The 25,068-nt window shown below is 52.9% G+C and carries 26 protein-coding genes, 2 tRNA genes and 2 pseudogenes; 7 read left to right on the top strand and 23 right to left on the bottom strand.

Annotated features, from left to right (window positions below; genetic code table 11):
* Nucleotides 1-405, bottom strand: coding sequence for a PrgI family mobile element protein (locus WGC32_RS02960; RefSeq protein ID WP_191482285.1), 405 nt, complete (start codon nucleotides 403-405; stop codon nucleotides 1-3).
* Nucleotides 406-483: 78 nt separating this feature from the next.
* Between WGC32_RS02960 and WGC32_RS02955 the strand changes: the two genes are divergently transcribed.
* Both WGC32_RS02955 and WGC32_RS02950 read left to right on the top strand, forming a co-directional pair.
* Nucleotides 484-726, top strand: a complete 243-nt coding sequence (locus WGC32_RS02955; RefSeq protein WP_342680633.1) for a type II toxin-antitoxin system Phd/YefM family antitoxin — start codon at nucleotides 484-486, stop codon at nucleotides 724-726.
* Complete coding sequence (locus tag WGC32_RS02950) at nucleotides 723-1,097, top strand: type II toxin-antitoxin system death-on-curing family toxin (RefSeq protein WP_342680632.1); 375 nt, start codon at nucleotides 723-725, stop codon at nucleotides 1,095-1,097. The genes WGC32_RS02955 and WGC32_RS02950 overlap by 4 nt, the downstream gene beginning before the upstream one ends.
* Nucleotides 1,098-1,150: 53 nt before the next feature.
* On the opposite strand, the gene WGC32_RS02945 is transcribed toward WGC32_RS02950, so the two are convergent.
* The 3 genes and pseudogenes from WGC32_RS02945 to WGC32_RS02935 all read right to left on the bottom strand — a co-directional run.
* Nucleotides 1,151-1,948, bottom strand: a complete 798-nt coding sequence (locus tag WGC32_RS02945; protein WP_342680631.1) for a hypothetical protein — start codon at nucleotides 1,946-1,948, stop codon at nucleotides 1,151-1,153.
* A 106-nt stretch (nucleotides 1,949-2,054) separates the two neighbouring features.
* Nucleotides 2,055-2,438: a glutamyl-tRNA amidotransferase gene (locus WGC32_RS02940; RefSeq protein WP_342680630.1), complete on the bottom strand. Its 384-nt coding sequence runs from the start codon at nucleotides 2,436-2,438 to the stop codon at nucleotides 2,055-2,057.
* A 22-nt stretch (nucleotides 2,439-2,460) separates the two neighbouring features.
* A pseudogene (locus WGC32_RS02935) lies at nucleotides 2,461-2,718 on the bottom strand (VirD4-like conjugal transfer protein, CD1115 family); the annotation flags it as partial.
* Nucleotides 2,719-3,083: 365 nt separating this feature from the next.
* Here WGC32_RS02935 and WGC32_RS02930 point away from each other — a divergent pair.
* The 4 genes and pseudogenes from WGC32_RS02930 to WGC32_RS02915 all read left to right on the top strand — a co-directional run bounded on the left by WGC32_RS02930 (nucleotide 3,084) and on the right by WGC32_RS02915 (nucleotide 5,504).
* Nucleotides 3,084-3,605 carry a nitroreductase family protein gene (locus WGC32_RS02930; RefSeq protein ID WP_342680629.1) on the top strand — a complete coding sequence of 174 codons (522 nt, stop codon included), beginning with the start codon at nucleotides 3,084-3,086 and terminating at the stop codon, nucleotides 3,603-3,605.
* Nucleotides 3,606-3,663: 58 nt separating this feature from the next.
* On the top strand, nucleotides 3,664-5,004 hold the full coding sequence (locus WGC32_RS02925) for an MATE family efflux transporter (protein WP_342680628.1): 1,341 nt from the start codon (nucleotides 3,664-3,666) through the stop codon (nucleotides 5,002-5,004).
* Between the two features lie 22 nt (nucleotides 5,005-5,026).
* Nucleotides 5,027-5,287: pseudogene (locus WGC32_RS02920) on the top strand (MATE family efflux transporter); the annotation flags it as partial.
* 43 nt (nucleotides 5,288-5,330) lie between these two features.
* The gene (locus WGC32_RS02915) at nucleotides 5,331-5,504 is read left to right on the top strand and encodes a hypothetical protein (RefSeq protein WP_342680627.1); all 174 of its coding nucleotides are present in this window, start codon (nucleotides 5,331-5,333) and stop codon (nucleotides 5,502-5,504) included.
* 211 nt (nucleotides 5,505-5,715) lie between these two features.
* Here WGC32_RS02915 and WGC32_RS02910 read toward each other — a convergent pair.
* The 9 genes from WGC32_RS02910 to prmA all read right to left on the bottom strand — a co-directional run bounded on the left by WGC32_RS02910 (nucleotide 5,716) and on the right by prmA (nucleotide 11,429).
* Nucleotides 5,716-5,806 (bottom strand) — tRNA-Ser (locus tag WGC32_RS02910).
* Nucleotides 5,807-5,849: 43 nt separating this feature from the next.
* Nucleotides 5,850-5,936 (bottom strand) — tRNA-Ser (locus WGC32_RS02905).
* 146 nt (nucleotides 5,937-6,082) lie between these two features.
* Nucleotides 6,083-6,721 carry an ABC-2 transporter permease gene (locus WGC32_RS02900; protein ID WP_342680626.1) on the bottom strand — a complete coding sequence of 213 codons (639 nt, stop codon included), beginning with the start codon at nucleotides 6,719-6,721 and terminating at the stop codon, nucleotides 6,083-6,085.
* Nucleotides 6,721-7,584 carry an ABC transporter ATP-binding protein gene (locus WGC32_RS02895; RefSeq protein ID WP_342680625.1) on the bottom strand — a complete coding sequence of 288 codons (864 nt, stop codon included), beginning with the start codon at nucleotides 7,582-7,584 and terminating at the stop codon, nucleotides 6,721-6,723. Before WGC32_RS02895 ends, WGC32_RS02900 begins: the two co-directional genes overlap by 1 nt.
* A 34-nt stretch (nucleotides 7,585-7,618) precedes the next feature.
* Nucleotides 7,619-8,053 (bottom strand): GntR family transcriptional regulator, encoded by a 435-nt coding sequence (locus WGC32_RS02890; RefSeq protein WP_191482073.1) that lies wholly within the window; start codon nucleotides 8,051-8,053, stop codon nucleotides 7,619-7,621.
* A 145-nt stretch (nucleotides 8,054-8,198) separates the two neighbouring features.
* Complete coding sequence (locus tag WGC32_RS02885) at nucleotides 8,199-8,744, bottom strand: hypothetical protein (RefSeq protein ID WP_342680624.1); 546 nt, start codon at nucleotides 8,742-8,744, stop codon at nucleotides 8,199-8,201.
* Between the two features lie 33 nt (nucleotides 8,745-8,777).
* Nucleotides 8,778-9,644 (bottom strand): M15 family metallopeptidase, encoded by an 867-nt coding sequence (locus WGC32_RS02880; protein ID WP_342680623.1) that lies wholly within the window; start codon nucleotides 9,642-9,644, stop codon nucleotides 8,778-8,780.
* Nucleotides 9,645-9,750: 106 nt separating this feature from the next.
* Nucleotides 9,751-10,473: a 16S rRNA (uracil(1498)-N(3))-methyltransferase gene (locus tag WGC32_RS02875; protein ID WP_342680622.1), complete on the bottom strand. Its 723-nt coding sequence runs from the start codon at nucleotides 10,471-10,473 to the stop codon at nucleotides 9,751-9,753.
* A gap of 2 nt (nucleotides 10,474-10,475) precedes the next feature.
* On the bottom strand, nucleotides 10,476-11,429 hold the full coding sequence (prmA, locus tag WGC32_RS02870; RefSeq protein ID WP_342680621.1) for a 50S ribosomal protein L11 methyltransferase: 954 nt from the start codon (nucleotides 11,427-11,429) through the stop codon (nucleotides 10,476-10,478).
* Between the two features lie 170 nt (nucleotides 11,430-11,599).
* Between prmA and WGC32_RS02865 the strand changes: the two genes are divergently transcribed.
* A complete protein-coding gene (locus tag WGC32_RS02865; RefSeq protein ID WP_342680620.1) occupies nucleotides 11,600-12,925 on the top strand; it encodes a WD40/YVTN/BNR-like repeat-containing protein in 1,326 nt (441 codons plus the stop codon).
* Between the two features lie 21 nt (nucleotides 12,926-12,946).
* Here WGC32_RS02865 and WGC32_RS02860 read toward each other — a convergent pair whose 3' ends face one another.
* The 10 genes from WGC32_RS02860 to dnaK form a co-directional block, all read right to left on the bottom strand.
* A complete protein-coding gene (locus tag WGC32_RS02860; RefSeq protein WP_342680619.1) occupies nucleotides 12,947-13,894 on the bottom strand; it encodes an SIR2 family NAD-dependent protein deacylase in 948 nt (315 codons plus the stop codon).
* Nucleotides 13,839-14,618 (bottom strand): protein-ADP-ribose hydrolase, encoded by a 780-nt coding sequence (locus WGC32_RS02855; RefSeq protein ID WP_342680618.1) that lies wholly within the window; start codon nucleotides 14,616-14,618, stop codon nucleotides 13,839-13,841. Before WGC32_RS02855 ends, WGC32_RS02860 begins: the two co-directional genes overlap by 56 nt.
* Nucleotides 14,615-15,235, bottom strand: a complete 621-nt coding sequence (locus WGC32_RS02850; RefSeq protein WP_342680617.1) for a 4Fe-4S binding protein — start codon at nucleotides 15,233-15,235, stop codon at nucleotides 14,615-14,617. The genes WGC32_RS02855 and WGC32_RS02850 overlap by 4 nt, the downstream gene beginning before the upstream one ends.
* Nucleotides 15,236-15,319: 84 nt before the next feature.
* Complete coding sequence (locus WGC32_RS02845; RefSeq protein WP_191482082.1) at nucleotides 15,320-15,949, bottom strand: NAD(P)H-binding protein; 630 nt, start codon at nucleotides 15,947-15,949, stop codon at nucleotides 15,320-15,322.
* Between the two features lie 330 nt (nucleotides 15,950-16,279).
* Nucleotides 16,280-16,882, bottom strand: coding sequence for a cytidylate kinase-like family protein (locus WGC32_RS02840; RefSeq protein ID WP_342680616.1), 603 nt, complete (start codon nucleotides 16,880-16,882; stop codon nucleotides 16,280-16,282).
* A 16-nt stretch (nucleotides 16,883-16,898) separates the two neighbouring features.
* Nucleotides 16,899-19,307: an ABC transporter ATP-binding protein gene (locus WGC32_RS02835; protein ID WP_462933612.1), complete on the bottom strand. Its 2,409-nt coding sequence runs from the start codon at nucleotides 19,305-19,307 to the stop codon at nucleotides 16,899-16,901.
* Nucleotides 19,307-21,064, bottom strand: coding sequence for an ABC transporter ATP-binding protein (locus tag WGC32_RS02830; RefSeq protein ID WP_342680615.1), 1,758 nt, complete (start codon nucleotides 21,062-21,064; stop codon nucleotides 19,307-19,309). The genes WGC32_RS02835 and WGC32_RS02830 overlap by 1 nt, the downstream gene beginning before the upstream one ends.
* A 91-nt stretch (nucleotides 21,065-21,155) precedes the next feature.
* Nucleotides 21,156-21,587, bottom strand: coding sequence for a MarR family winged helix-turn-helix transcriptional regulator (locus WGC32_RS02825; protein ID WP_342680614.1), 432 nt, complete (start codon nucleotides 21,585-21,587; stop codon nucleotides 21,156-21,158).
* 314 nt (nucleotides 21,588-21,901) lie between these two features.
* Entirely contained in the window at nucleotides 21,902-23,077 is a 1,176-nt protein-coding gene (gene dnaJ, locus WGC32_RS02820; protein WP_191482086.1) for a molecular chaperone DnaJ, read from the bottom strand.
* 96 nt (nucleotides 23,078-23,173) lie between these two features.
* A complete protein-coding gene (gene dnaK / locus WGC32_RS02815) occupies nucleotides 23,174-25,012 on the bottom strand; it encodes a molecular chaperone DnaK (protein ID WP_191482087.1) in 1,839 nt (612 codons plus the stop codon).
* Nucleotides 25,013-25,068: the final 56 nt, after the last annotated feature.

Raw genomic sequence — 25,068 nt, 5'->3', positions numbered from 1 at the left:
TTATTCCCCCTGTTCTTTCCCAGCCGGTGGCTGGGGCTTGCGCTTTTTCCTTTTTCGGGGTGGTTTTTCTCCCTCTGCAATAGCGTCCTGTATGGCTTCGTAGTAAAGGCTGTCGGATTTGAACACCAGCTTTTTCGGATACAAAAATTCCGACTTAAACCATGCCCATGCAACCTGTTCTGCAGTCATGCCATGGTATTTGAAAAATCCGCAAGCTGCAAAGGGTACGGCTCCAAGGATGCACATCCAGCCCACTTCCTCGTTGCCAACCAGCGGGCGCAAACCAAAATACAACCCAACTGCCACGCCCACGGCCAACAGGGAACAGATAAACTGTCGAGTAGAGAGGCCGAAAAAGATAGATTCCTGGTAATCCCGGATTTCCTTTGGTACTTTTACTTCCATAGCGACTCCTTTCTTTTTTGAAAAAATAGGTTGTATTTCTCCTATTTTTGAGTATAATAGAAATAGGAGGTGTTGTGTATGACTGTGAACACAAAAAATCTGGTTTCCATCACAGAAGCCAATCAGAACTTTTCCCGTGTTGCCCGTCTGGTAGATGAAAATGGGGCAGCCGTTATTTTAAAGAACAACGTCCCCCGTTATGTGCTGGTGGAGTTCAGTCAGGCGGAGCAGGAACAGCTGGCAGAGGATGAGGACATTCTGGCTGTATCTAAACGGCTGATTGCCAAAAACCGTCATGCTTACGAGGAACTGGCGAAATGAAAACCTTATCGCAAAAACAGATTCTCGCCCTGCATTCTGCATTGATCAAGGAGTTCGGCGGCAGCGACGGGATCCGGGACCAAGGGCTTTTGGAATCCGCATTGGCGGCTCCGTTTCAAACCTTCGGTGGGGAACCAGTCTATCCATCTCTGCAGGCGAAAGCGGCGCAGCTGGGATTCGGGCTTGTCTGCAACCACCCTTTTGTGGATGGCAACAAGCGAATCGGCGCTCACGCCATGCTGGTTTTTCTGGCTGTCAACGGGATAGAGCTCAGCTATGAACAGCAGGAATTGATTGACGTCATTCTTTCTGTGGCTTCCGGCGAAACAGACCGGAAAGGGCTTCTGCAATGGATTTTAGATCACGAGTAACCAAACAGGTTCTGCGGGCTGCCGCAGGGCCTGTTTGCTTTTTACGAGGGGCCTTACAGCCCCAATAATTCCTTGACGATCCGGTCGCTCATCCGCACAGCACCAACCAAGACAAGCAAGTTAAAGATTAGCTCGCCTACATAGCTCCACACAGCGGTCACCGCCGAGACGTTGGGATCCACCGCAGGCGGGGAGGCTGCCATAACCGAGAAGATAATGCAGGCCAGTGCAATAATTGCTCCTTCCAGACATACCCCGGCATAGGAGCGCAGGAAGTTTTTGCCCACGTTGCTGGTGGTTTCCCCAGCAAAGGTGGACATGGGAATGGGCGCGATAGCCGTGTACATATATAATTTGAACATCCGGCTATACACCGTCAGGATCATGATGAACGACAAAACCGTGATAAACAGGCCGCCCAGCAGGGTCACCGCCCACAGGGGGATGCTATCCCAAAAGCCTACGTTGTTGATCTTGTCGATGATCTCTTGGGGCAGTGTCGTACCGCTGCTCCCCGACAAGCCGGACCTCGTGATGATGGTGGAAACCATCCCTTGAATGATTTGGAAAATGGCCAGCATGAGGTCGAGGCCGTATCCCACCGCTGCCTTGGCTAATACAAAACGAATGAACATTTTAAATGCTGCTTCCGGGCGCTTCAGGTCGGTAAAGCTCGAACAGGTCTTGACGACGCCTATTGCGAAGAAGAGCACCAGCAATCCATATCCGATGGCTTTCAGCGCCCCGTTGATATCCAGCATTACCTGCCAGATCCCGCCGCCCTTAAAGGTGGCGGGATCTTGGGTGAGCAAAGCCCATATTTCAGCCAGCTTGTCGTTCCATGTACCCAACGCCGAATTTAAGTTATCTATGATCCAGTTTCCGGCTGGTCACCTCCTATCTGAAAAAGTAAGGGAGCGCCCGATGTAGGCGCTCCCTTTGCTGGAAAGCAGGAACTTAGGCGGTGATGAGATCGAGGATTTCTTTGGCAAAGGTAATCACGAGCCCACCGGCCAGGGTAAGAAAACCCTGAGAACGTTGGGAGGGGTCATGGCTCTGGAACGAGAGACCAACCTGTACAACGCCCCAACCCAGCAAAATCATACCGACTGCACGGATGAGGGAAAAGATAAAGTCGGAAAGATTGTTCACCACCCCCAGCGGATCGCCGCTGGCGGCAAAGGCCGGAACAGAAAAACAGCAGGCGCACAGCACTGCTGCCACATAGATAGAAAACCCATACCGTCCTTTCCTGCCGAGAGGCAGGGCGTTTGTGGGTTTGCTGTCTTTTTTATGCTTTTTCAGGGAAACAAATTTACGCAAAGATTTCTTCAGAAGCATTCCTCCAGTTTCATGTATATTTTTATGGTTTGAGAAAATCCTTCGGCTCCAGCAGTTCGAAATCCTCGTACTGCTCCGGAGAATAATCGAGATCGTCTGCGGCGTCCTTTGCCTGTGTGTAGTCGCAGGGCGCAGCGCCGCCATCTTCGGTGAGCCGGATATTGGGGTGGCGCATCAGGTCGTATTTATCATCCAGCATGGGACGTTCCCCCCTTACAAAAAGAATGGCTTTCCGGTTATCCAGCATTCGTACCTCGTCGGGGGTGAGCAGTTCTTTGCCACAATGTCAAGTGATGAATTCAATAAAAGTCAAAATCAAAGAGCAACATAACGTAATTCTATATTTTCTATCTTTCCTTACGCGATGATTGACTTGAGTTTCCGTAAACTGCAATAAAAAATAGATATGAAAGTTGTGTATATTCAACACAACAGATTTAGAGTTTCGTGGATAAGGCAGCGAAAACTCAAGAAGATTGACGCTTGACAGTCTCCTGAAAGAACGCTATAATAATGGGCGTAAAATTTGAGTGGACTTTTCCGGATTCGGTCATCTTTTTGCCACACAGCTATCTTGTGATAGCCGTGTGGCTTTTTTGTTGTCTGCATCCTGGAAAATCTGGCAGAACGGAGGATGGTACTTGTATGGAAAATGATTTTTTGTCTCTTATCAAAACGCGCCGCAGCGTAAGGACCTATCAAGCAGAACCTGTACCCGCTGAGGCTCTGGACGCTGTACTGGAAGCGGGGACTTACGCGCCTACCGGCGGCGGACGTCAATCCCCCACCATTATTGCAATTACAGACCCCAAATATAGACAGGAAATCGCAAAGCTAAACGCAGAAGTGATGGGGAGCAGCACAGACCCCTACTATGGTGCGCCTGCCGTGGTTTTGGTTTTGGCAGATGGCAGTGCAAGCACCTTTGTGGAGGATGGAAGCTGCGTCCTTGAAAATATGATGCTGGCCGCCCATGCCCTTGGCCTTGGAACCGTATGGGTGCATCGGGAACGTGAGATTTTCGACAGCGAAAAAGGGAAGGCTCTCCTGCGGGAGTGGAAACTGCCGGAAACCTTGCGAGGCGTCGGAGCGATTGCATTGGGTTATCCAGCTAAGGAAGCCGGTCAGCCCGCAGCACGCAAACAAAACTATATTGTTCGGATTTAATAACCTGCTGTCCGGCGCAATTTTTTGCGCCGGACACTTTGTGGAGAGGAGGGAAAGTATGCAGACCAGTAATAAAATGGCAGTTGCGCCCGTTGGAAAGCTCATTTGGCAAATGTCGATACCGCCGCTGATCTCCATGTTTCTGCAATATTCCTATAACCTGATAGATAGTGCTTTTGTAGCGCGGCTGAGTGAGAATGCGCTGACGGCTGTTTCTCTGTCATTCCCGATTACAACACTGATGAATGCGGCGTCTATCTGGATTGGTGTCGGCGTGAATGTGTTGATTGCGGGGTATCTTGGACAGAAAAAGCAGGATGAAGCAAATACCACCGTCACACACGGATTGTTACTGGCCTTTGGAATAGGTGCTTTGCTCAACCTTCTGTCCTTGCTGATTATGAAACCCTATTTTCGGACGTTTACCAATAATGAAGAAATTTATCAGCTGAGCATCGCCTATATGGGCGTATGTTCGTTCATGCAAATTCCCAATATGGTGCATATCGCCATCCAGAAGATGATACAAGCCACCGGGAACATGGTTGCTCCCATGTGGTTCCAGATCGCGGGCGTGGCCGTTAATTTTGTGTTCGACCCAATCCTGATTTTTGGTATTGGCATTTTCCCGGCTATGGGAATCCGCGGCGCTGCGGTAGCTACCGTTGCGGGCTATCTGCTGTCCATGATTTTGGCATTTGCTTTACTGCTGGGCAAAAAGCAGAAGGTGCAGGTAAAAATCAAAGGCTTTCATTTGCAAAAGCAGATGATCCGCCGTATTTTTGCCTTTGGCCTGCCATCTTTTATTATGAACGCCCTCAGTTCGTTTATGGTGACCTTCGTCAATCTGTTTCTGGTGGCGTATTCCGATACGGCGATCGCTTTCTTCGGTGCATATTTTAAGGTGCAGCAGCTGATCGTTATGACGGTAAACGGCTTGATCCAGGGTTGTTTACCAGTTATGCGGTTTAACTACGGTGCGGGGAACCGCGAAAGGCTGCATTCCGCTTTCCGGTACGGAACCGCTTTGGTCACTGGCATGATGATACTGGGAACGTTGGCTGTCATCCTCTTTCCGGCGCAGATTTTGGGATTGTTCACGGCGTCGGAAGCCATGCGCTCCTTTGGAATCTCCGCTATGCGGATTATGGCGGCAAGCTATCTGTTCTGCGGCCTCTCTACCATGATTTCCACCTATTTTCAGGCCACAGAAAAAGTTGGCTCCAGCATGGCAATCCAATTATGCAGACAGATGTTTTTCCTTGTTCCATCCCTATGGTGTCTGGACAAATTGTTCCATCTGAACGGGATCTGGCTTGCATTTCCGGTTGCTGAAACTGCCACTTTGCTCGTTGCTCTTGTGATAATGGCATGGCATCGCCGCAAAAATATCTCATAACGTGTTCCAGGGAAGAAAAATGATGAACGATACTTTCATGAAAGAAAAGCCGGTATTACCGCTGATTTTATCCATGTCCCTGCCTATGGTGTTATCCATGCTGGTCAATTCCCTCTACAACATTGTGGACAGTTTTTTCGTCGCGCAGATCAGCGAGGAAGCGATGACGGCATTATCGTTGGTTTACCCGGTTCAAAATTTTATCCATGCTGCCGGAATTGGATTTGGCGTTGGGATCAATGCAGTGATCGGCTTCTATCTGGGCGCGGGAGAAGCTGAAAGAGATAGACGCCCGGGCCCGTAGCAACACCCACCGGCTGGACGCCTTGGAAGAGTGGAAAAGTGAGGCGGAGAGGAAACATGACGAATACGGGCAGAGGATCACCAAGACGGAGTCTGACGTGACCCATCTGACCAAGTCCATGTCGGCGCTGACCAAAGCCCTATGGGGTATCGCCAGCGCCATCCTGGTAGCCTGCGTCACTTTCTTCATACGGTAATGAAAAGAGCCCGGTTCCTTCCCTCATTCGAGGTGGGAGCAGGGCTTTTTTACTGTGTATTTTCTGTGTATTACGATGCGTAAAATTGTATTATTCTGTGTCATTCTATGGCACTAAGAAAATAGATAAAAAAACTTGATTTTTCCGCAGAGACATGCGGATTTTCGCATAAAAACAGGCTCTGTAGGGTATTCCTACAGAGCCATGCTTTTGGCGGAGAAGGAGGGACTCGAACCCTCGCGCCAGTTACCCGGCCTACGCCCTTAGCAGGGGCGCCTCGTCACCAACTTGAGTACTTCTCCATGGTAACAAATATAAATCTATTTGATTGATGATGGTGTTCGATGGCGGAGAGGGTGGGATTCGAACCCACGGCTCTTGCGAGTCACTGGTTTTCAAGACCAGCTCCTTAAACCCCTCGGACACCTCTCCATAGCAATGTGACGCAAATTATAATAGCATAATTTGCGCCACAAGTCAACCTTTATTTGTCTTTATTGCCCAAACGAGGGGAAGCTTCCGCAAGAAATTCTGGCTCCCTTGGGAAGCGGGGAGAAATGGTCCAGAGATACGAATCGTCAGCCAATGAGATCCTTCTTATCATAGAGGGACAAAACAATGGTACAGGAGATGCAGTAGATAAGAAGGCTGATGACCATGAGGAGAAACAGGGAGGAACTTTGCATAAAGGAAAGGATGCGGCTCATGATATCGGTGCTAAAGGCACAGAAAAAGAGGATGAAGTAAAAGACCATAGCGACAATCCGCCCCTTGACGCCGCCTAGGAAGATGGAGAAGGGATACTGGATGGCCAGATAAACCATGGCGATAATAAAGGCCAGAGCGTAGTAGTCGCTAAGCTCTCCAAAACCGGGACGCCCAGGATCGGTCAAAATAAACCCGCCTAGACTGGAAGAGACAAAACAGAGAAGGATGCCGATCATGGTCATAACGAAGGTAAAGGCGTATTTGCCAATGATATATTCGCTGCGCCGGATTGGAAGAAAGGCGTAGTAATTCTGGGTGTGGTAGGCTTCGTCATAGGTGATAAGCCCATAGCCCAGCAGATAGACTACCAGCAGCAGAATAAAGGAGATGACCTGAGGGGCGAAAAAGGCCACGGCTACGGCCGCAATGGGGAGCAATTTATAGATGGGAGAGGCGCTGAAAAGCTTAGCAGCGTCGCAGCCAATCAAATGAAAGAGATTCTGTACCATTACTGCTCATCCTTTCTGGTATAACCGATGAAGATCTGCTCAATATCCGGCGTTTCATAGACGGCTTCTGTGCCAAAGGTATCTTTAGCCCAGGCCGGATCGTCACAAAGGGCCTCAAAACCGAAGCTGTTTTTCTGGAAGCTGATGAATTTTTTCTCGGCACTGCCGTCGAGGAGGGAGACAGGCCCTTTGACAATACAGTGGTTTTCGGTCAGCGTTTCTTTATCCCCAAACAGCAGCATGCGGCCCCTGTGAAGAAAGGCGATATAGTCGGCGGCATGATCCAGATCGGAGGTGATGTGGGTGGAGAAAAATACGGTGCATTCCTCCTTTTCCATCATCTCCAGGAGAAGATCCAGGATATCCCGGCGCACCAAGGGATCCAGGTTGGCGGTGGGCTCATCCAGGATGATCAGTTTGGGATGATGGCATAGGGCCATGGCAAGCTCAAACTGCTTTTTCATCCCCTTGGAGAGGGAAGCGTATTTGGCGCCGGCATCCAGATGGAAACGGTCCAGCAGCCTGTCAAAGAAGGGCCAATCCCAGTGGGGGAAAAAGGGAGCGGTCATCTTGGCAATGGCGCGCAGTTTCATACCGGGCCAGTAGCCGGCGTCGTCTCCCACGTAGCCAAGATCCGCCTTGGCCAGATGGCCCGCCTTCTGGGCGTCATGGCCCAAAATGGAAATCGTTCCACCATCCGGCCGGATCATATCCAGAATCAGCTTGATGGTGGTGGTTTTCCCGGCACCGTTTTCACCGATAAAGCCGGTGATGAAACCGGTGGGAACCTGTAATTTGTCGATGGAAAGCTCAAACCTTCCCAGCCGTTTGGTCAGACCTGCAATTTCAATGCGATTTTCCATAACATAGACTCCGTTCCGCCCCATGGGGCAAAAATCAAGTGGATTCAGAATGGGCTGGTTCCTTTTCGCCAGGGGGCCCTTTATCCGCATCATGTTCCATCTCCCGATAGAGAAGGGTGACAATTTCCGTCAGTTCCTCCAGCGTCATATGGATGGCCAGGGAGGAGGAAACAGCTTCAGAGATTTTTTCCTCAATCTGGGCCACCGCGATATTGCGGATGAGATCCATATTTTGGACGGCCACATAGGTGCCCTTGGAAGGGGCAGTCTCCAGAAAGCCGTCTGCCTCCAGATCGTCATAGGCCCGTTTGACGGTAATGATGCTGACCCGCAGCTCCTTGGCCAGCAGCCGGATGGAGGGCATTGCCGCCCCCTGTGTGAGCTCCCCGCTTAGGATCATGTTTTTGATCTGCTGCTCGATCTGCTCATAAAGGGGGGTGGGGGAGGCGCTGGTCACAATAATATTCACATGGTCACCACCTTGTGTTATTATCTGTATATATTTAGTATATACAGATAATAACACTTAGATACAATCCTGTCAATAGGTATTTTCGGTTTGGCAGAAAAAAACAGGACCCTTCATAGGGTCCTGTTGAAAAGATGGTCACTTATTAAACGGTCAGGTAAAACTGATAGGCATATCCATCGCCGTGATCCGTGGGAATGGTGTAATAGACGTGGCTGAAATAGGCGCTTTCTTCTAAAGCGAGGAAAAGCTCTTCAGCGCTGTGCTCGTCGGGGGATGTGCAGTCCATGATAATGTCGCGGCCTTGAAAGTGGAAGGAGGTAACCTCCACCTGAGGCGGAATGGCCCCGGCAATGGTGAAGAAGATAGCGGTGTCATAATCGGGCAGTTCGTCAAACTCAATGGTAGCGCCGGCCAGGGCCTGGGCATAGGACTGCATCAGGCGGATGGTGTTTTTCTTTCCCAGGATCTGCTCTACATCGGAGAGGGAAATATTTTCCTGGAGGCTGGTGACCACAGTTTGGGCTCCCGAAACTGAAAAATTCCGCAGGGCTTCAGCGCAGAAGGAGGAAAGCAGGATAATGGCAGCCAAGGCAAACGCCACCAGAAGCAGGGAAAACAGCCGGTGTCCGGGATTCTTTTTCTGACCGGAAAGGCAGGCCTTGATCCGGGTCCAGAAGCGGGATGCCACAGGGCGCCTCCTCCTTTCTTATATAGGATTAGATTAGGCCAGGCCCAGATACTCCTCCAGGCACTGTCCTGCGGCCTCCATGGCCTTGGCATTTTCCACCCCTACATAGCGGTAGTGCCAGGGCTCATAGGTAATGCCGGTAATGTCCTGTTTATCTTTGGGATAACGCAGGACAAAGCCGTAATCGGTACAGTTGTTGATCAGCCAATCAAAGGCGGCGGTTTCCTCAAAGCCTTCATTGAGGTCGCCGTAATCTTCATAATAGCCGGGATAGACAATATCCAGGGCTAGGCCGGTGTTGTGCTCGCTGGTGCCGGGGAGGGCCACCCACCGGGCGGCTTCCTTCTCCGCCTCCTCCTGGCTGTAGCCGTAGCCCAGCCATTGCTGGACCTGGGCCGCGTAAAGCTCTTCCTGCCGCTGTACCGTCCGGTAGGCGGAGGTGATGGCAAGGCTCACACCGTCTTCCTGGGCAGCGGCCAGCATTTCGTTAAGGGGCTCCAGGATCCTGGCGTCCACCTGGTAATTGCCGATGACGGTGGCAAGTTCCACGTCATAGTTATCCCCCAGAGGATGGGCGGCAGAGGCGATGACCAGCCGCCAGTCGGTGGGATCTACAGTAGAACCGGCAGGAGTAGAAGAGGACTCGGAGGAAGGCTCTTGAGACTCTTCTGTGGAAGAACTGGAACTGCTGGAATCCAGGCTCTCTGTCCCGCTGGCGCCTTCGCTGATAGAGGATGAAGAGGACGGGTTTTCCCGTGAGCTGGATTCTCCCTCTGTATTTCCACCTAGATTTGCAAAGAGAAGGATGCAAGCCAGGATGATGAGAAACAGGATGATGACGACAAGCAATGTCTTTCGGTTATTTTTCCTACGGCGGGGACGGCGTACAGGCTGGGACATGATGAAAACCTCCTGATTTTTTTACAGTCCTTGGTGGTGTTTTTGAGATGTATAGGTATCCTATGCGCTGCCAGGCATGACCCATGCGCGGCAGTACCGTTTTTTATCAAAGATTTCCTGTGGCGTACATGATGACGGAAAGGGCGCATACCGGCGCTGTTTCACACCGGAGGATCCGAGGCCCTAGGGTGACGGGAATCAGCCCCGCTTTGGCCGCCAGATCCACCTCCTCGGGATCAAAGCCCCCTTCGCTGCCCACAAAGAGGGAAAGAGACCTCACCTGGGGGGAAAGCAGCTGGGAAAGGGGGCGGCCGCCGCCCTCGTAGAAAAAGAGGGAAAGGGGATCCAAGGCCGCCATCTTGACCGCGCTGTCAAAGTCCACAAGCTCCCCGACCTGCGGAATCCGGCCCCGGCCGGACTGTTTAGCGGCCTCCAAAGCGATGCGGGAAAAACGAGCCAGCTTCCCTGTCATAGCTTTGGGATCGGGTCGGGCCACACAGCGCCGGGTCAGCACCGGAACTACCCGGGAAACCCCTAGCTCCACCGCCTTTTGGATGATGAAATCCATCTTATCCCCTTTGGGGAAAGCTTGATACAGGGTGACTTGACAGTCCGGCTCCCCAACGCTGGGGCAGGTGGACAGGATCCGGCAAGAGACGGCGTCCTTCTGGATGCTCTCGATCTGGCAGTGATAATCCAGCCCCTTCAGGTCGCACAGGACGATGTTTTCCCCCACCGCCATCCGGAGCACCCGGCCGATGTGGCGGGCGTCAGGGCCGGTGATCAGGGCGGTGTCGCCGCTGATGTTCTCGGTAAAAAAACGGGGCATGGCTATCTCTCCTCACAGCGGCAGGAAAGGGCGCACCATCCGCCGCTCTCCTTTTGCTCTTCAATGGACAGGCCAGCTTCGGCCAGGGCGGCCCGGACGTCTCCGATCCGCTCATCGATAATGCCTGAGGCGATAAAGACGCCGCCGGGGGCCAGAAAGCGGGGGATGACCGGGCACAGCCGGATGATGACGTCCGCCACAATGTTGGCGCAGATGAGCTGGAAGGTACCGCTGACCTTGTCGGTCAGATCCCCGCAGACGGTATGGAGCCGGTCTTCCACCCCGTTGAGAGCGGCGTTTTCCCTGGAAACCTTCACCGCGTTCTCGTCGATGTCAACGCCGATGGCATCCTTAGCTCCCAGCAGCAGGGCCGCAATGGAGAGAATGCCACTGCCGCAGCCAATATCCAGCACATGGGTGTTTTCGTCTACATACCGCTCCAAAAGCTGCATGCAAAGACGGGTGGTGTCATGGGTGCCGGTGCCAAAGGCCATACCCGGATCCAGCCGGAGCATGGCCTGCCCCGGACGCAGAGGGGTGTCCTCCCAAGAGGGGCAGACCACCAGCCGGGGAGAAATTTCCACTGGATGGTAGTATTTTTTCCAGGCGGTGGACCAGTCCTCCTCCTGGATATCGGCAAGCTCGATGTCCAGCCGGCCATAGGAATGGTCTGTATCCTGGGCCTTGAGTGCCCGCAGCATAGATTTTACCCCAGAGAGCTGTTCGGCCCCCTGGAGGTTGTCAGGCAGATAAAGGGTGATTTTTGTTTCACATTGGGCCAGTTTCATGAGTTCTTCGTCCACATAGTCCCAATGGATGGTGGTATCCTTCAAAAAGTCTTGAAAATCCTGGGCGTCCTGTATGGCAAAGCCGGGAAGCCCCAGGGCAATCAGCTGTGTGCTCACCGGGTCGATGCCGGCGGTGGTGGTAAAAATATCGGCTTGTATCCAGTTCATCGATGGCCTCCAAAGATGTAGTGCTTGTCGCAAAGTTTTTTGTTCCTCTATTATAGCGGTTTTTCCCCGCCCCGTAAAGATAAAAGGGGGCGGGGAAATTTACAAACTTTTGGAAAAGCATTGGTTTGACCATCGTGCTATAATAGAGGAACAAAAGAAAGGAGATGGCTATGGAAGGAAAATTTTTCAGGCTGGTGCGGCAGAAGATGATCTGGGTCATTGGAATTGTCCTGGTTGCGGCGCTGCTGGGCTTTAGTATCTACGGCATCTATCGGGCCCGCCAGCAGGAGGGTATCGTCATCCTGGCGCCGGAGGAGTTTTCGGTGGAGGCGGAGACAGAAAACCTGACCCTGGCTACCGTCCACTGGCTGGACGGCTTTTTGGAGCAGTATCAACAACCCTATCTTTCCAGCCTGCGGACCTTGGAAGAGTGGTATATCTCAGACATTGAGGAGCTGGAAAACGGGCAGTATCTAGCGGTACTCTGCGAATTTACCGCCACACCCCAGAGAGCAGGGGGAGAAATCTTCCAGGATTGGGGCATGCAGAACGGCGGGGAGATTTCCTGCCAATGGGTGCTATGGTTTGAGCGAACCCAGCTTTCCGACGGAAGGTTCCGCTATGACATGACCCTTAAGGAAACTCTGGCTTCCTATGAGCTGGGCAAGTATCAGGGCAGCGGACAGCAGGCTCAGGATGAATACAATCAGGAGTTTATAGATGAAATCCCCTACGAGCAGACGGAGTACACCTATAAAATTGAGGATGAAGTTTGTTCTGTAAGCCTAGACGGAGGAAAGAACTGGACCGAGCTTCCCATCTCTCTGGAAGCCCTCTGCACGGTTGGAGATGGCAATTCCTATTACAACCAGCTACAGGAGGGCAGTTATCTCATCACCCCGGAAAAGACTGCCTTTGTCTATGGAGGCACCTGGGAGAGAGGGCTTTCCATCCTCTACAGCGACGACGGGGGAGAGAGCTGGCAGGATGTCCTCATCGACGGGAGCATGGACAGTGTCCGGGTCAAGTTTGTCAGCTTTCCCACCCCGGAGACCGGCTATGTGGTAGCCACCGGCGGCCGCACCATGTCCCAGGAGGGACAGATGATCTACCGCACCACCGACGGTGGCGCCACCTGGGAGCAGACAGGCCGGGGGCCGGAGACATGGCTGCTTCAGTCGGCGGGGTTTGTCAGTGAAGATGTGGGATTTTTATGTTATCCTGAGGTAGAAGGCTCCCACAATTTCTACCGCACCGAGGATGGGGGCAAAACCTTTACCCCGGTGGAAATTCCCCCGGCAGGGGAGTGGGCGGACGCCTTTGTCATCCCCCAATGTCCTACCTGGGAAGAGGGCAAGCTTGTAATGCTGGTGGGACAGGGGGAAAACGGCGATCTGATGGGAGGCACTGGTATGGCCCGTTATACTTCGGAAGATCTGGGACTGAGCTGGACCTTTGAGGGGCTTTATGAACCGCCTTCCTATGAGCCGGGCTAAACCGGAAAAGTTTTCTCTATGTTAGGTTCCCAGTCCAGGAGAGAAGGGCTGGCCAGCGATTTGGCTCAGCACATCCCCGATATCCGCGTCAAGGCAGATAGACTGCTTTTCAATGTCCCGGGGACAGAGGGCGTCGCCGAAATTGACACAGGCGTAGGTGGCCTTGGGATTTTGCGCCGTCATCTGCCAGAAGGGATATTTGATGATGACCGGGGTGTTGTAGCCCACCCCCAGCTCCAGGAATAGGACGCGCTGCCCCTGTCTTGTGCGCAGAAAGTTCTCGTAGCGCTGGGCCGCCCGGTGCCATCCCTCATCCTCCACAAATGTATTGTCGGCCCGCAGGTTCATGGCCATGGGAGCGCCGCATAGGGGGCAATGGGGGATCAGATCGGTGGGGACGGACATCTTTGGCGGGTTGCCGGCAGGCAGTTTTAACCCCTTTTCTGTGATCTGAAAGCCTTGGGTCTCCACCATCTGGCGGACAACATCCGCGTTGTCGTAGGTTTTGTTGTGGCAGGGCTTGGAACACTGCCACAGGCCGTAATCTCCCTGGGTGTAGAACAGCCGGTGACGGTCAATTCCCGCCTTCTGGAAGCAGTGGTCCACATTGGTGGTGATGACGAAGTAATCCTTGTCCTTGAGAAGCTGGAGCAGCCTTTCATACACAGGTTTGGGCGGATCTGTGTAGCGGTTGGCCATAATAAACCGGCTCCAATAGGCCCACTGTTCCTCCAGGGTGGGGAAGGGATAGAATCCGCCGGAATACATGTCGTGAAATCCACATTTTTCCTCAAAGTCGGAAAAAAGCCGCCGGAATCGCTCCCCGTCATAGGTCAAGCCGGCGGAGGTGGACATGCCCGCGCCGACGCCGATAATCACCGCGTCTGCACCTGCCAACGCAACCCTTAACCGTTCAATTTTGCTGGAGTAAGGCTCGGTAGATGGCTGCGTCCATATTCTTGAAAACATTAAAGATCACCTCCATATTGCTGGGAGTTTTCTCTTTGAACTCCATGACTGTGTTGACCGCGATTTCTGCCGCCTGCCGGTTGGGGAAGTGAAATTCCCCGGTGGAGATGCAGCAGAAAGCAACGCTTTTGATATGATTTTCCTCCGCAAGCTCCAGGCAGGAGCGATAGCAGGAGGCCAGCAGGTCACAGTCCCGCTGGGTGAGCCGGCCGCTGACAATGGGCCCCACCGTGTGCAGGATGTAGCGGCAGGGCAGGTTAAAGGCCGGCGTCAGCTTTGCCCCGCCGGTTTCCTCCTGCCGTCCCTGCCCATCCATGATGCGGGCGCACGCCAGCCGCAGCTGTACCCCGGCAAAGGTATGGATGGCATTGTCAATGCAGCCGTGGCAGGGGACAAAGCAGCCCAGCATCCCGCTGTTGGCGGCGTTGACGATGGCGTCGCAGCGCAGGGTGGTAATGTCCCCCTGCCAGAGATAGATGCCCTCCCGCACCGGATGAAGGCTGTCAAGTCCGGTTATGCCTTTGCGCCGGATTTCCTCCTGGAGGTAGGCGTCCTGCATCTTCAAAAAATCTTCGCTGATAGGCCAGGGCATGCGTACATTGAAAAGGGAGCGAAGCAGGCTTTTTTGCTCCGGCACATCCGGTGGGATCTGGATATCAGCATATTCGGGACGCTCTTCGAGCAGCGCTTGGATGAGGTAGCGCCGTCTTTCTGCCTGTGTCATCTTGCTCCCTCCCGGATCACCGCGTTTTGGGGACAGACTTGCTGGCAGTTGCCGCAGTGTAAGCAGTGCTCCTGCTGAATAACCGCGGGAAGAAAGCCAAAATCGATGCAATTTTGGGGACATATCTCCTTACAGGCCCGGCAGCCGGTACAAGCGTCTGTAATCCGAAAGCCTTCTTTTTCCGACTTCCTCTGGCCGATGGAGAAAGAAAACCTTTGAATAGGCTTTTGGGAAAGGTCAAACCACTCGCCGGTGCCCTCGAAGATCTGGAACACTGTCAGCGCCTTTTGGGATTCCGCCGTCGGATAGATTTCCTTCATATAGGGGTTCTTTTGAAGCAGGCGGGGCAGGGGCGCCTCCCCCAGCTCCCGGATTTTGCCCCGGACCGACACCGCCACGCAGGACAGGGTGTCCCGGCCCTTCATGCCGGTCAGCGCCAGGTATCCCTGAGTTTTGAGCCGGTGATAAAATCCCTTTCCCTTGGCTGTGAGAAAGTACAGGCCATTTTCGTCCGCGTCCATGATGTCGATGGCGCAGGTGACCGGAAGACCGTCGTCATCGACGGTGGCGGCGACGGTTGTGTGAATCTCCTGCTGTAAAAACTTCAAATAATCCATGGTTTACCTCTCCTGACTCAAACTTGGGAAAGCCACGCAAAGGACCCCTTTGCGTGGCTTTCTTTATCAATAAAGACCTTCGTCTTACTGGACGACAACGCTGATCCGCTTTTGGATGTTGCCGCCGCTGACAGCCTCATCGATCATTGCGATGGCGTAGTCCGCATAGCTGATGACGCTTTCCCCTTTGGAGTTTAGCGTCAGTTCCTCGCCGCCCAGGATGTACTTTCCTGTGCGGGGACCGTCGGCCTGGAAGTCAGCAGCCGGGCTCAGATAGGTCCATTTGACGTCGGATCTCTTGCGAAGCTCTCCCAGGGCCTTTGCCATAGCTGCCGCCAAGGGCTTAAAGGCATCGGGGAAATCCGGGCCGTCGGCCACGCAGGCGGTGTGCTCGGGGTTGACGTAGAGACTGCCGGCGCCGCCTACCACCAATAGCCGGGTATCGGTGCCGGAAAGGATATCGCATAGATGGGCCAGAGAGGTGCTGTGTTGGGGCAGGGTTTCCTCAGTCCAAGCGCCAAATGCATCGATGACCACATCAAATCCTTTCAGGTCGGAAGAGGTCAGATCAAACAGATCCTTTTTCAGCACAGACTGTGCCTGTGTCTGGTTCTCTTCCCGAACAACCGCGGTCACATCAAGTCCCCGGCTGACAGCCTCTTTTACAATTAGTTTGCCTGCTTTTCCGTTTGCACAAATTACTGCGATTTTCATCTAAGGTTCCTCCTTTTGTGTCCCTGTGGGGTGCTGCCGCATCAGTCTGGATGCGTGCAACGAATCTTGTCATGTGCTTTGGACCGGCCGGGTTCCTTAGCTCTTGTCTATATTATACCCAGGGGGATTTTGACCGTAAAGTACGCACTTTATTGTGGTATAGTTACCGGGAGGAAACAATTGGACGGTTACCAAAAGGAAACAATTGCGCAGTTATGGGCTTTTGCCCCATTGCCGGGGGAGAAAAACTTTTTTGAAAAAGAAAAGGGCCGCCCGTTGATCTGGCCAACGGACGGCCCTTTTTCGTGCATATATTCGGTTCTACAGCGTTTACCCTATGAGGGATTTGAGCGCGTTGACACAGCCTTCAATACCCAGGGTGCCGCTGTCCAAGACAATGTCGTAATTTTTGAGATCATCCCACTTTTTTGAGGTGTTGGCATGATAGTAATTGGCGCGCTTTTTGTCAAACTTCCGTTTGAAGTTGTCTACCTGCGCCGCGGGGACTTGATAGTCCACCATAATCCGCTGCCGCTTGGCCTGTTCATCTGTGCAGCGGATAAATACATTGACAACCCCTTTGCGGTCTTTCAGCGCTTCACAGGCGCAGTGACCAAGGAAAATGGCAGGGCCTTTGGCGGCAAGCTGCTGAATCGCGGTTTGCTCAGCCACATAGATATGGCCATCCTTTGTCAGCATATCATTGCTCACTGCTGCCGTCTGGGACATCATGTAAAGAGAATAGAGAAAACTGTTGGTCACCGACTCCTCATAGCTCTGCATTCTGTCCATGGAGACATTTTGCTCCCTCGCAACCTTTTCCAGAATTTCTCTGCCATAACACGGAACGCCGGTCTGCTCAGAAAGCAGATGGGCAATAGAAGTACCGCCGCTGCCGTACTCTCTTTCAATTGTAATATACCTGCATTTCATTTTGAATCCCCCCTTTTTAAGATGCTTGATCGAACTGGCTGTTGTAAAGTTCTGCGTAGAAGCCCCCTTTGCTGAGAAGCTCTTCATGGTTGCCGCTTTCGATAATATCTCCATCCTTCAGCACCAGAATCAGATCAGAATTCTTGATGGTGGAAAGACGGTGGGCAATCACGAAGGAGGTGCGGTTTTCCATTAATTGATCCATAGCCGACTGGATTTGCTGCTCAGTGCGGGTATCCACCGATGAGGTCGCTTCATCCAAAATCAGCATGGGTTTATCCGCGATCATAGCACGGGCAATGGTGAGCTGCTGTTTCTGCCCCTGGGACAGGTTTACCTGGTCATTGAGAACGGTGTCGTAACCTTTGGGCAGGGTGCGGATAAAATGATCCAGTCCCACAGCCTTGCAAGCTTCCTCCATCTTTTCATCGCTGGCGCCTTGGGTGCAGTAGATCAGGTTTTCCCGGACGGTCCCTTCAAAGAGCCATGTGTCCTGCAACACCATGCAGAACAGGGAATGCACCGCCTCCCGGGTCATCTCTTTGGTGGAAACTCCGTCGATACGGATTTCGCCGCCCTGAATCTCATGGAAACGCATGAGCAGGTTGACCAGGGTGGTTTTTCCCGCGCCGGTGGGGCCGACAATGGCCACCTTCTGGCCCGGTTTTGCCTCGGCGGAGAAATCGTGGATGACGACGCTGTCCGAATCCTCATAGCCGAACCTGACATGGTCGAAAACAACGTCGCCTTTGACATTCTCCAGCTTCTGAATTTTTCCGCTTTCATCCTCCATCTCCTCAGCCTCGAGGAACTCAAACACACGCTCGCCGGCTGCCGCGGCGGACTGGAGGGACTGCACCGCCTGGGCCATCTGGGACAGCGGCTGGGTGAAGTAGCGGACATACATCATAAAGGCGACGATAACGCCAAAGCTGATGGAGCCGTTTAATGCCATGGCTCCGCCTACGACGCAGACGGCAACATAGCCGAAATTTCCGATAAAGCTCATAATAGGCATCATCATACCCGACAGGCACTGGGCTTTGAAGTTGCTCTTGCAGAGATTTTTGTTCATTTCATCGAAGGTCTCTTGGGCCGCTGCCTCTCCGTTATAGGCTTTGACAACGGTATGGCCGGAATAGATTTCCTCAATATGCCCGTTGATTTCACCCAAATGCTTCTGTTGACGGGCAAAATATTTTTGGCTTCGGCCCATAATGGCAAACATGATGACAAATCCCAGGAGGCTGGCCAGAATAGCGGTCAAGGCCAGCCGGGCGTCTGTAACCAGCATCATCACCAAGCTGCCGAGAAAAAGGATGACAGAGGAAATCAGGGTGCCGATGCTCTGGTTAAGGGACTGGCCAATGGTGTCCACATCGTTTGTCACTCGGGAAAGGACATCGCCGGTGGTGGTGCGGTTATAAAACCACATGGGCAGTTTGTTGATCTTCCGGGAGATGTTGGAACGCATTTCCTTAGAAACCCGCTGGGTAATGGTGGACATGATCCAGCCCTGGGTAGCGGAGAGGATATAGCTGAGGGCATAGAAGGAAACCAGAAGCAGGCCGATTTGCAGGACTTTATCCATGTCAATGGAGGGTTTTACCAGGCTGTAGACCGACTCTGGAAGGTGATCCATGGCTTCTAACGCAGCAGCGGAATCCTCAGGGTCCACTTGGGAGAGGACTTCCATCATGGAAAGCTGGTCTGCGCCGGTGATGGCGACGCCGTCAACGGTTATATCCTGGAACAACGCAGCCTGGACAGGCTCCGGCAGCTGGCCCAAAGCGCTCTGAACGGCAGTTTCATCGCTGCTATCTACGTTCCCAAGAAAGGACAGGGCCGCTAGCTGATCCGCCGCGGAAATGCTGGCCCCATCCACCTGGATGTCATCGATCAGGACTTCCAGCACAGAATTGGGCAGGGATAGAAGTTGTGCTGCCGCATTGGCTCCCTCCGCTTCCGAGCTCATATTCGCCATCACTTCCTGAAAAGCCTGCTTTTCTTGCTCCGTCAGATCCGGAGAACTCAGAATATCGGCTGCCTTTTGGCTTAGCTTCTCTTCATCGCTGATGTTAGCGGCAATGGCGTCCATAACGGTTTGGGTATTGTCTGTTAGGTTTTGTGAAATGGTCTGGGCGATTTCTTCCATTTTTTCTGTGTTGGGTGAGATTCCCGCCGTGATGGTGTCGGTCATATCCGACAGCTTATCCGGTCCCATCAAGGTGAGGATGGTTCCGATCCCCGCGCAGATCAGAGCGATGACAATGGCCGCCCTATATCTGCGGCAGTAACCGAGCAGTTTTTTCCAGGTGCCGATGAAGTCCTTGGCCTTTTCTCCGCCTCTGGCCATTCTCGGCCCGCCTGCCGGGCCATGATGCCTGACTTGGTGCTGGCCCGTTTGATAGCCTTTATGTTCCATTACGCCAATTCCTCCTTTGAGAGCTGGGACAGGGCAATCTGCTGGTAAACTTCACAGTTTTCCATCAGCTCTTGATGTTTGCCCATACCGGCAATTTTGCCTTCATCCAGGACGATAATCTTATCCGCGTCCCGGATGGTTCCAATCCGCTGGGCCACAACGATACGTGTTACATCCTTGCACTCTTTGTCCAAGGCGCTTCGCAGGACCCGGTCCGTCTTATAGTCCAGTGCCGAGAAGGAATCGTCAAAGATAAGGATTTCAGGCTTTCTCGCGATGGCCCGGGCAATGGAAATCCTTTGTTTCTGGCCTCCGGAAAGGTTGGAGCCTCCCTGCGCCACATAACCGTCATAACTGTTGTCCATCTGTTCTACAAATTCGCTTGCCTGCGCCGTGGCGACGGCTTCTTTGACCTGGTCAAGGGAAGCCGGTTTTCGGCCGTTGTCGCCATAGGCCACATTGGAGCGGATGCTGCCAGAAAACAGGGTGGCCTTCTGGGAAACGTAACCGATTTTGTTGCGCAGGGCTTTCTGGGAATACTCCCGGACGTCAACGCCGTCTACCAAAACCTGCCCCTCGGTCGCGTCGTAAAAACGGGGAACCAAGTTGATGACGGTACTTTTTCCGCAACCGGTAGAGCCGATCAAGGCCACCGTTTCCCCTTTGTGGGCGGTAAATGTAATGTTTTTCAGCACGCATTCTTCAGCGTCGGGATAGTGGAAGGATACATTTTTAAACTCCACTTCGCCGGTGACGCCTTGCTGCCCCTCTGTCCTTGTTCCATCCACGATGGTGGGGTGGGTATCCAGTACCTCCTGGATACGTCTGGCGGCGACAGAGGCACGGGGAAGGATGACAAAGATGACCACCAGCATCATAAAGGACATGACAACCTGGATGGCGTATTGAGAGAACACCATCATGTCAGAGAACAGGGTGAGCTTTCCCTGCATCCCGGCCTGGTCGATGAGCACTGCGCCAATCCAATAGATGGCGAGGGAGAGACCGCTCATTACCATCTGGATACTGGGCAGCAAAAAGGCCATGGTGCGCTGGGCAAAAAGCTGATTTTTTGTCAGGGCTGTGTTGGCACGATCAAACTTTGATTCTTGGTAGTCTTCTGCGTTGTAAGCACGGACAACCCGAAGGCCTGTTAGGTTCTCTCTGGTCACACGGTTTACATCGTCGGTGAGTTTCTGCATCTTCCGGAATTTTGGTGTGGCCAAAAGCAGGCAGATGCCGACGATGATGAGCAGTATCACCACTGCCGCTGCCGTGGAAAGGGTCCACTGCCACTGTTTGTCGGCAATCTTACATACGGCCCACACAGCCATAATGGGCGCCTTGACCAGCATCTGCAGACCCATGGCGATGAGCATCTGAATCTGCGTAACATCGTTGGTGGAGCGGGTGATTAGGCTGGCGGTAGAAAAATGGCCGATCTCTTCCATGGAGAAAGATTGGACCTTGCTGAACAGCTTCCCCCGGAGAATTCCACCGAAGGAGGAAGCGATACTGGCGGCGCAGACAGCGGTCGCCACAGATGAGATGAGGCTCCCCAGCGCGCATAGCAGCATTTGGCCGCCAGCAATAAGGACATCCGCCATGGCGCTTCCTTCCGTTTGCACCAAGGTGGTGATTTCCGCCATGTATTCGGGCGTTTTCAGATCCAGCCATACCTGGATGACGATGAAGACAAGGGAGAGGGCAACAAGTGACCATTCCCTTTTTCTAAGATTTTTAAAAATCTTGAGCATGGACTGCACTCCTTCTTACATTTACTTCATGCGAATAAAATGGAGAGAATAATTGGAAAGGAGGGAAAGGCGAAATTCGAGAGCCTTCCAATTAGCCGATTTCCGGAGGACTTACGATCTTCCGGATCTCATGAAATGTGTCGATAAATTCCAACAGGCGTTTTTCCCCAATCTGGTCAATGATGCGTCCCATCTGCTGATACAGATCCTGCCGCATCTTGAAGATGAGCTGTTTTCCCAAAGGAGTAAGTTTCACGATGGTAACACGGGCGTCAGACACATCGTGTTCCTTGGTGATCAATCCTCTTGCTACCATCTTTTTTATTAAAACTGCCACCCTCGCTGTACTGATATTCAGAATGTCACTGATCTTCCCCGCGGTGATAGTTTCATTAGACTCATCAAGCAGCCGGAGCACCGCTCCAATGCCTGCTTGGGTTTCATCCATCCGTTTGAAAAAAGCAGTAGGATGAAATTGCTCCAGCTTATGGAGCATGGCTTCAATCTGCGCTTGGGTAGCCATAAAAGGACCTCCCCTCAAAAAACTAACTAGGTTAGATTATAGATCACAGTTTTATCTTTCATAAGATAAAACTGTGAATACTTTTTGAATATTCAAAAAGCCGATGGAGCGTTGCCGAGGGGGCTGGCCTTAGACTCTTTCCGGCCGGGACAAAAACATGGGTGGAATGTTTTGAAAGCTCCTATTTCAATCTGTAAACGGAAATAAAAAAGCTCCGTGTATTTTTTCACGGAGCCTTTCATTGTTTCAAATTCCCGGGATATGGGAATATGGTTAAAGTTTCCCGTTAGACGTGGGACAACTTATAGGACTATTTAGCTTTTACCTTCCCAAGCGTCCTTGAGCTTATCGAAGAAACCTTTCCGTTTCTCATAGTTTTTCTCAGAGGAAGCACCCTCAAACTGCTTGAGCAGATCCTTTTGCTTTGCGCTCAGGTTCTTGGGCACCTCGATGGTGACCTTGACGTACTGGTCGCCCCGTCCCCGGCCATTGATGAGGGGGATTCCCTTGTTTTTAAGCCGGAAGGTGGTGCCAGGCTGGGTTCCTTCGTGAATGCTGTATTTCACCTTGCCGTCGATGGTGGGAACTACCACCTCGTCGCCAAAGACCGCCTGGGTGAAGGTGATGGGGATTTCACACCAAACATCGAAGCCATCCCGGTCGAAGATGGGGTCGGGCCGGACGCTGACATTGACGTTCAGGTTACCGGCAGGCCCGCCGTTGATGCCCATATCCCCCTGGCCAGATACAGCAAAGGTTTGGCCGTCATCGATACCGGCGGGGATGTTGACCTCGATGGTCTTGTTGACACGAACCCGACCCAAGCCGTTACAAGCCGTACAGGGATCGGAAATGATTTTTCCTTTACCGGAGCACTTGGAGCAGGTCCGGGTGGAGTTGATGACGCCGAAGGGGGTCCGCTGGGTCACCCGTACCTGGCCGGAGCCGTGACAGTCAGGACAGGTCTTGATGGCGTCGGCATTTTTGGCGCCGGTGCCGCCGCAGGTTTTACAGGTTTCCAGCCGGGAAATCTTCAGCCGTTTGGTACAGCCTTTGGCCGCTTCCAAAAAGCTGAGGACGATGGAGGAGCGCAGGTCGTTACCCCGTACAGGTCCGTTGGGGTTCCGAGAACCGCCGCCTCCGCCAAAGCCACCGAAACCACCGCCGAAAAAGCTGTCGAAGATATCGCCCAGATCGTCAAATCCAAAGCCGCCTGCACCGCCATAAGCTCCCGCGCCGCCTGCGCCCGCCCCATAGGACGGGTCCACGCCGGCGTGGCCGAATTGATCGTAACGCGCGCGCTTTTCAGGATTGGAGAGGACCTCATAGGCTTCTCCAACCTCTTTGAATTTGGCTTCTGCTTCCTTATCTCCTGGATTGAGGTCCGGGTGATACTTTTTTGCAACTTTACGATATGCTTTTTTGATCTCGTCCTCCGAGGCGCCCTTTTCGACGCCAAGGACTTCGTAATAATCTCTCTTTTCTGGCAAATTGATCACCCTTACGTATGAATTGTCACAAACCACCTGCACAAGATAAGACCGGGTATAGGCCCAGTCTTATCATCGCGCAGCTGTTTTAGTATATTACTTGTTCTGGTCTTCGTCAACCTCTTTGTAGTCGGCGTCCACCACGTTGTCATCGTGGGGAGCTTCAGCGCCAGGGGCAGCGCCGCCTGCAGCCTGACCGGCTGCTTGGGTCTGCTGGTATACTTTGGAGGAGACTTCATAGAACTTTTTCTGCAGCTCATCCTGGCGGGACTTGATGGCCTCCAGATCGGTGCCCTTCAGCGCTTCTTTCAGGGCGTCTACCTTGGCCTGGACATCCGCTTTATCGGCGGCGTCGATCTTGTCACCCAGGTCGGTGAGGGTTTTCTCACACTGATAGACCATTTGGTCTGCGCCGTTTCTTACATCGATTTCCTCACGGCGCTTTTTGTCCTCAGCGGCATACTGCTCAGCCTCTTTGACTGCCTTTTCAATGTCCTCCTTGGACATGTTGGTGGAGGAGGTAATGGTGATGTTCTGCTCCTTGCCGGTGCCGAGATCTTTTGCGGTAACATGGACAATGCCGTTGGCGTCGATGTCGAAGGTTACCTCGATCTGAGGCACACCCCGGGGCGCAGCAGGGATGCCGTCCAGACGGAACATACCCAGAGTCTTGTTATCTTTCGCCATCTCACGCTCACCCTGGAGGACATGGACCTCAACCGAAGTCTGGCCGTCAGCAGCGGTGGAGAAGATCTGGGACTTCTTGGTGGGGATGGTGGTGTTGCGGTCAATGATCTTGGTGAAGACACCGCCCAGGGTTTCCAGGCCCAGGGACAGAGGGGTAACATCCAGCAGCAGCAAGCCTTTGACGTCGCCGCCCAGGACGCCGCCCTGGATAGCCGCGCCGATGGCGACGCACTCATCGGGGTTGATGCCCTTGAAGGGCTCTTTGCCGGTGATCTTCTGAACTGCTTCCTGAACAGCGGGGATACGGGTGGAACCGCCTACCAGCAGGATCTTATCAAGATCAGAAGCGGACAGGCCGGAGTCGGACAGAGCCTGGCGTACCGGACCCATGGTGGCTTCCACCAGGTCAGCGGTCAGTTCGTTGAATTTTGCCCGGGTCAGGTTCATATCCATGTGTTTCGGGCCGGTGGCGTCTGCGGTGATAAAGGGCAGGTTGATGTTGGCCTGGGTGACGCTGGAAAGCTCGATTTTTGCTTTCTCCGCCGCCTCTTTCAGCCGCTGCATCGCCATTTTATCGCCGGTCAGGTCGATGCCGTTTTCTTTCTTAAACTGGTCGGCCAGATAGTTGACAATCCGGTTATCAAAGTCATCGCCGCCCAAGCGGTTGTTGCCTGCGGTGGCCAGTACTTCCTGTACGCCGTCGCCCATTTCGATGATGGAGACATCGAAGGTGCCGCCGCCCAGGTCGTAAACCATGATCTTCTGATCGTTTTCTTTATCTACGCCGTAAGCCAGTGCTGCGGCGGTGGGCTCGTTGATAATTCTCTTGACTTCCAGTCCGGCAATCCGGCCGGCATCCTTGGTAGCCTGGCGCTGTGCGTCGGTGAAGTAAGCCGGTACGGTAATAACCGCGTCATAGACCTTTTCGCCCAGATAGGCTTCTGCGTCAGTCTTCAGCTTTTGCAGGATCATAGCGGAAATTTCTTGGGGAGTAAAGCCTTTGCCATCAATATTTACCTTATAGTCAGAGCCCATATGGCGTTTGATGGAGCTGACGGTGTGATCCGGATTAGCGATGGCCTGACGTTTTGCAACCTGTCCTACCAGACGCTCACCGTTTTTAAAAGAGACAACAGAAGGTGTTGTCCGGTCGCCTTCCGCGTTGGGGATGACGACAGCCTCGCCGCCTTCCATAACGGCGACACATGAGTTTGTAGTACCTAAGTCAATACCAATGATTTTTCCCATAATCAATTCCTCCTCGAATCTTACATTCGAATTCTATACTTTTCAGTTCGTTATAT

The sequence above is a fragment of the Zongyangia acetica genome, assembly GCF_038739695.1.
Lineage (GTDB): Bacteria > Bacillota > Clostridia > Oscillospirales > Ruminococcaceae > Zongyangia > Zongyangia gallinarum.
This window is presented reverse-complemented; position numbering and strand designations above follow the sequence as displayed.

Bases quoted from the DNA above. Each gene is read 5' to 3' on its own strand.
- WGC32_RS02960 (WP_191482285.1), bottom strand. From the start codon at position 405: ATGGAAGTAAAAGTACCAAAGGAAATCCGGGATTACCAGGAATCTATC.
- WGC32_RS02955 (WP_342680633.1), top strand. From the start codon at position 484: ATGACTGTGAACACAAAAAATCTGGTTTCCATCACAGAAGCCAATCAG.
- WGC32_RS02950 (WP_342680632.1), top strand. From the start codon at position 723: ATGAAAACCTTATCGCAAAAACAGATTCTCGCCCTGCATTCTGCATTG.
- WGC32_RS02940 (WP_342680630.1), bottom strand. From the start codon at position 2,438: ATGCTTCTGAAGAAATCTTTGCGTAAATTTGTTTCCCTGAAAAAGCAT.
- WGC32_RS02930 (WP_342680629.1), top strand. From the start codon at position 3,084: ATGGAAAATGATTTTTTGTCTCTTATCAAAACGCGCCGCAGCGTAAGG.
- WGC32_RS02925 (WP_342680628.1), top strand. From the start codon at position 3,664: ATGCAGACCAGTAATAAAATGGCAGTTGCGCCCGTTGGAAAGCTCATT.
- WGC32_RS02900 (WP_342680626.1), bottom strand. From the start codon at position 6,721: ATGGTACAGAATCTCTTTCATTTGATTGGCTGCGACGCTGCTAAGCTT.
- WGC32_RS02895 (WP_342680625.1), bottom strand. From the start codon at position 7,584: ATGGAAAATCGCATTGAAATTGCAGGTCTGACCAAACGGCTGGGAAGG.
- WGC32_RS02880 (WP_342680623.1), bottom strand. From the start codon at position 9,644: ATGTCCCAGCCTGTACGCCGTCCCCGCCGTAGGAAAAATAACCGAAAG.
- WGC32_RS02875 (WP_342680622.1), bottom strand. From the start codon at position 10,473: ATGCCCCGTTTTTTTACCGAGAACATCAGCGGCGACACCGCCCTGATC.
- prmA (WP_342680621.1), bottom strand. From the start codon at position 11,429: ATGAACTGGATACAAGCCGATATTTTTACCACCACCGCCGGCATCGAC.
- WGC32_RS02865 (WP_342680620.1), top strand. From the start codon at position 11,600: ATGGAAGGAAAATTTTTCAGGCTGGTGCGGCAGAAGATGATCTGGGTC.
- WGC32_RS02860 (WP_342680619.1), bottom strand. From the start codon at position 13,894: ATGTTTTCAAGAATATGGACGCAGCCATCTACCGAGCCTTACTCCAGC.
- WGC32_RS02855 (WP_342680618.1), bottom strand. From the start codon at position 14,618: ATGACACAGGCAGAAAGACGGCGCTACCTCATCCAAGCGCTGCTCGAA.
- WGC32_RS02850 (WP_342680617.1), bottom strand. From the start codon at position 15,235: ATGGATTATTTGAAGTTTTTACAGCAGGAGATTCACACAACCGTCGCC.
- WGC32_RS02845 (WP_191482082.1), bottom strand. From the start codon at position 15,949: ATGAAAATCGCAGTAATTTGTGCAAACGGAAAAGCAGGCAAACTAATT.
- WGC32_RS02840 (WP_342680616.1), bottom strand. From the start codon at position 16,882: ATGAAATGCAGGTATATTACAATTGAAAGAGAGTACGGCAGCGGCGGT.
- WGC32_RS02835 (WP_462933612.1), bottom strand. From the start codon at position 19,307: ATGGAACATAAAGGCTATCAAACGGGCCAGCACCAAGTCAGGCATCAT.
- WGC32_RS02830 (WP_342680615.1), bottom strand. From the start codon at position 21,064: ATGCTCAAGATTTTTAAAAATCTTAGAAAAAGGGAATGGTCACTTGTT.
- WGC32_RS02825 (WP_342680614.1), bottom strand. From the start codon at position 21,587: ATGGCTACCCAAGCGCAGATTGAAGCCATGCTCCATAAGCTGGAGCAA.
- dnaK (WP_191482087.1), bottom strand. From the start codon at position 25,012: ATGGGAAAAATCATTGGTATTGACTTAGGTACTACAAACTCATGTGTC.